Origin of the sequence: Neomesorhizobium albiziae (assembly GCF_900114255.1) — a bacterium.
GTDB classification, from domain to species: Bacteria; Pseudomonadota; Alphaproteobacteria; order Rhizobiales; family Rhizobiaceae; genus Neomesorhizobium; species Neomesorhizobium albiziae.
Window position 1 is genome coordinate 1 of the sequence record NZ_FOSL01000071.1, and the last position, 4,950, is coordinate 4,950.

Here is a 4,950-nt window from a genome sequence, read left to right on the forward strand (position 1 = left end):
CGCGGAGACACCCATGTGCGTTCCCTTCTCTATGAAGCCGCGGTAGTGATCCTGACACGCAGCCAGGCCGACAGCGATCTGCGTAGATGGGGTATAAAACTACGCGAGAAGATTGGCTTCAAACGCTCCGCGGTCGCTGTCGCCCGCAAACTCGCCGTCATCATGCATGCGATGCTTCGCTCCGGTGAGCTCTTCAACAGGGCGACAGCCACCACCTAACTCTCTAGCTCTGTAACGCCCATGGCGGGAAGAGGCGTCCCTGCCGGGACCGAGGCTGGTCCATTCCGTTAAGACCGTTGCACCACGAGTTTGCTCGGAGCGTGCGAGACATACATTGGAAGGACCCGTCCCGCGAAGCACCATAATGCGGCGACCCATGTCGACCGCGTAGACGACCATGCTCTCGGCAAACAGCCTCTCACACCTAAAAAGGCGCTTGCAAATCTCGCTATTAGACGACGGTCTGAGCCATTCGAAATGGCTGATCACATCGCTGTCGCCGGGTGGCGGCGCGAAGATGTCGAAGCACATAGTGACGGCCGGTGACGTTGGCGGCATGCTGGCGCGGTTTGCCGAGCTCAAGCGTGCGCCAACGCATCATCGCAGCCTTTCCGTGATATGCGAGGTCAGAAGGCTTCACTCGCGATTCTTTCGATAATCGGCCGAGTTTATCCCGTGGCGTTGCAGTTTATCGTAGAAGGTCTTGCGGGGAACTCCCAGGACTTCGATCGTCCGCCTCACGTCGCCGCCGCATTCCTGCAAAGCGTCGCGGATGACGGTCGCCTCATAAAGGCTGACCTTTTCGGACAAGGGAAGGTTTGATACCGCTTCTTCCTTTCGACCGGGTGCAACGGGCGTGTCCACCCCTTCAAGTCCCAATGCAACGCGATCGGCGAAATGCACGAGTTCACGGACATTGCCCGGCCAGTCGTGGCTCATGAAGCGATTGCGCACGGCAGCGCTCATGTCCGGAACTGGCCTGCCGAAGCGTTTGGATGCGCGTTCAAGGAAATGCTCAAAGAGGATCGGGATGTCTTCGCGCCGTTCGCGAAGCGTCGGGATGCGGAGCGTCACGACATTCAGCCGGAAATAGAGGTCTTCCCGGAAATCTCCCCGGGTGGCCGGATCGCCAAGATCGGCCTTCGTAGCCGCCACGACACGAAGGTCGATGCTGCGGGTTTCGTTGGTGCCGAGCGGCGTGATCTCCCGGGTCTCAAGCACCCTCAGAAGCTTCACCTGGAGCGCAGGCGGCATCGACTCGATTTCGTCTAGGAAGAGCGTCCCGCCCTTCGAATGCTCGATGCGACCGATTCTGCGCCTCTGCGCGCCTGTAAAGGCGCCTGCCTCGTGCCCGAAAAGTTCGCTTTCGATAACGCTTTCGGGAAGTGCTCCACAATTCAGGGCAACGAAGGGCTTCGTGCGTCGCCTGCTCCAGCGGTGAAGCAGATCCGCGACCACCTCCTTGCCCGTGCCCGTCTCGCCCTCCACGAGGACGTCCACATCGGTATCTGCGATCTGGCGGAGCGTTTCGCGCAGCCGCCTCATGGTCGGTGCCTCCCCGATGAGCGGCATATCGCCCGCGGATCGGACGGCCGCATCCCTAAGACGTCTGTTTTCCAGGACCAGGTGCCGTTTTTCCGAAGCGCGATGCAGCGTCACCAAGAGCCGGTCGGTCGCATATGGCTTCGAGATGAAATCGTACGCGCCGTCCTTGATGGCGGCAACGGCCAGCTCGACGTCGCTATGCCCGGTAATCAGGACAACCGGAATGTCCGGGTCGATCGCCTTCACCCGCTCGAAGAGCTGAAGGCCGTTCATCCCGGGCATGCGGATGTCGCTCACAACCGGGCCATCGAAGTTCTCGTCGATTCTGGAGAGCGCGGCCTCGGCCGAACCGAAGACGCTCGGGGAGAAGGAGGCAAGCTCCAGCATCTGCCCGGCTGCGCGGAGCAGATCCTCATCATCGTCAATAAAAATGACCGGCCCTTTTTCATCACTCATGCCGCTCGCCTCAGCTCGACCGTGAAGGAAGCCCCTTTCCCGTGGCCGGCATCGTCAAGCCGCAACGAGCCGCCGAGCTCACGTGCGATCTCTTCCGAAATGACCAGGCCAAGACCGAGGCCCTTTTCCTTGTTGGTGGTGAACGGCATGAAGAGGCTCCTGCGAATGTCGGGGGCAAGGCCGGGGCCGTTGTCCCGAACGGAAATCGCGACCATTTCCCTGTTCTCGGCGAGCGCGATCTCGACCCGAGGCTCCGGTTGGTCCTTCAGGGCGTCAAGCGCGTTCTGGAGAAGGTTGACGAGGATCTGCTCCAGTCGTATGCGGCTTGCCATGACCATTGGAGATGGGTCGATCCGCTTTCGTTCGATCGTCACCCCGGAATCTCGAATTCGGCCTGAAAGAAGCGACAGGGCGCCATCAATCGCGTCTTCCGCTGCTATCGGTCCCATCGATCCGCTCGCGCGGCGGGAGAAGGACCTTAGCGTTTCGGTGATGGTCCCGATCCTGCCGGTCATGGCGACGATCGAGCTCAGATTCCCGGCGGTGTCTTGCGACCGGCCGCTCCGAAGAAGATGCGCGGCATTTTCGGCATAGGTGCGGATCGCGGCCACCGGCTGGTTGATCTCGTGGGCGACCCCGGCCGCGATCTGTCCCAGGATTGACAAGCGGTTCGCCTGGGCGAGTTCATCGCGCAAGCGGCGCACTCTTGCCTCAGCGTTCTCGCGCTCGGCGATCTCACCGGCGAGCGCTTCGTTCGAGCGCTGGAGCTCCGCCGTGCGCAGCTTGACGCGATGCTCCAGTTCCGCATTCATGAACACAAGCGCGTCTTGCCGCTGCCGCATCGACCGCCGCCGTCGAACAATGACGAAAGCGACGAATCCAACGAGAACGAGGGCAAGCAGCGTCGTCACGCGGGCTGTCATCGCCGCCGAGGAGATCTCGGTGTCAGCGGGAATGAGCAACGACAGGCGCCAGCCCGGAAGTGCTTTGCCGAGATCCTGCGAAACCGCAACGAAACCGGCTGATCGCCTCGCAGGACTTGCGGTGACCAGGTTGCCGCCGCGGCGGGAAAGCGGCACCGGCTCGAAAGTCGCGCCCGGTAGCTGTAGACGATCGCGGGCGGTTTCCGTCTCCTCTTCGGAAAGCGGTGAGAGAGCGCCAAAACGCCATTGGGGCACGCTCGTCGCAAGGACAACGCCGCGCTCATCGGTCGTGAAGACCACGAAGCCGCTCTCCAGCCAGCTCGACTCGACCCGGTCGAGCTCCACCTTCACCACGACGACACCGAGCGGCCCCTCCGGCCCATCGACCCGGCTCGACAGGTAAAGCCCAGGCCGCGCGCTAACCGTGCCGAGCGCATATTGCATAGCCGTGCCATTCGCCATCGCCTCGGTGAAGTAGTGACGAAAGCGGTAATCGCTGCCGAGGAAACTGGTCGGCTCGCCGGCGTTGCTCGCGGCAACCGCTATGCCCTCAGGATTGATGACGTAGATCATAGAAGAGGCGGCGTCGCGCGCGATGGCGCGAAGCTTGTCATCGAGCGCGGCTTCGTTGGCAGTGCTCGGACTGCGAAGCATCTCCTGAACCGCACCGTCGCGTGCCAGGACCAGCGGAATCACTCTCTGCTTCTCGACGTCCCCTTTCAAACTGTCGGCTGCAAGTGGGAGCGCGGCAAGAGCACGGTCGCGTAAGGCATACTCCGCTCTGGTGCCGGCGATGCGGCCCGTTGCAAAGACGACAAAACCCAGAGCTGCACCAAGCAGTGCAAGCAAAACCGCAAGCCAGAGAGATCGACCCACGGCCGATCTGCCAGGGAAGACCAATGGGGCGCGCTGGAAGGTGCCCTTGCCAATGTTGTCTTCTGCCATCGCATTCTTCAGACCGACCATTGACGAACCATAGTGCGGGGTTCCGCCAGAAGGGAAGGCGATCAGTGCGGAAAACCACACAATCTTGCTGCGCAAGCTTCGAAAACACCTGAGACCGGGGCGATTCCCTCGTTTTTTGGTTTGGCACGGCTCTTGCGACCAACATCGCAGCAGCGTTCGACCGGAGCGCAGCGACGGGAGAAGCCCAGGGAGGAAGAGCCCGCCCGATCCGGCCAGGGAGAGAGATACATGTTCAACCCACAAGCTCACAGCGCAAACCTTGCGCCCCGCAAACCCCTTTATGCCCAGCTTTACGTGCAGGTGCTTGCCGCAATCACACTTGGCATCGCACTCGGCCATTTCTATCCGGAAATCGGCGAGAGCCTGAAGCCGCTCGGCGATGCCTTCATCAAGCTCGTCAAGATGATCATCGCGCCCGTTATTTTTCTGACCGTGGCGACTGGCATTGCCGGCATGAACGATCTCCAGAAAGTCGGCCGGGTTGCCGGCAAGGCGATGGTCTATTTCGTCACCTTCTCGACGCTCGCGCTTATCGTCGGCCTCATCGTCGCCAATGTCGTTCAGCCTGGCGCGGGCCTCAACATCGATCCGGCCTCGCTCGACATCCAGGCCGTGAATACCTATGCCGCAAAGGCCCACGAGCAGTCCGTGACCGGCTTCCTGATGAACATCATCCCGTCAACGATTGTCGGCGCCTTCGCGGAAGGCGACATCCTGCAGGTATTGTTCTTCTCGGTTCTGTTCGGCATCGCCTTGGCGATGGTCGGAGAGAAGGGCACGCCGGTCCTTTCCCTGCTTCAGGCGCTCATCGCGCCCATTTTCAAGCTGGTCAGCATCCTGATGAAGGCTGCGCCGATCGGCGCTTTCGGCGCAATGGCCTTCACGATCGGCAAATACGGCATCGGTTCGGTGGTCAACCTCGCGATGCTGGTCGCGACGTTCTATCTCACTGCCTTCCTCTTCGTGTTCGGGGTTCTCGGCGCGGTCTGTCGTTACAACGGCTTCTCGATCTTTTCTCTCATCCGCTACATCAAAGAAGAGCTGCTGCTGGTCCTCGGAA

3 protein-coding genes and 2 pseudogenes are annotated in these 4,950 nt (G+C 61.2%); 3 read left to right on the plus strand and 2 right to left on the minus strand.

Annotated features, from left to right (window positions below; all coding sequences use genetic code 11):
- Nucleotides 1-219: pseudogene (locus F3H98_RS30645) on the plus strand (IS110 family transposase); the annotation flags it as partial.
- 178 nt (nucleotides 220-397) lie between these two features.
- Nucleotides 398-586, plus strand: a pseudogene (locus F3H98_RS30650) (IS110 family transposase); the annotation flags it as partial.
- Nucleotides 587-636: 50 nt separating this feature from the next.
- On the opposite strand, the gene F3H98_RS30655 reads toward F3H98_RS30650, so the two are convergent.
- Both F3H98_RS30655 and F3H98_RS30660 read right to left on the minus strand, forming a co-directional pair.
- Entirely contained in the window at nucleotides 637-2,001 is a 1,365-nt protein-coding gene (locus tag F3H98_RS30655; RefSeq protein ID WP_149764749.1) for a sigma-54-dependent transcriptional regulator, read from the minus strand.
- Complete coding sequence (locus tag F3H98_RS30660) at nucleotides 1,998-3,869, minus strand: sensor histidine kinase (protein ID WP_149764751.1); 1,872 nt, start codon at nucleotides 3,867-3,869, stop codon at nucleotides 1,998-2,000. Before F3H98_RS30660 ends, F3H98_RS30655 begins: the two co-directional genes overlap by 4 nt.
- A gap of 249 nt (nucleotides 3,870-4,118) precedes the next feature.
- Here F3H98_RS30660 and F3H98_RS30665 point away from each other — a divergent pair.
- Nucleotides 4,119-4,950 (plus strand): cation:dicarboxylate symporter family transporter (locus tag F3H98_RS30665; RefSeq protein ID WP_149764753.1); only part of this gene is annotated, 832 nt, incomplete at its 3' end.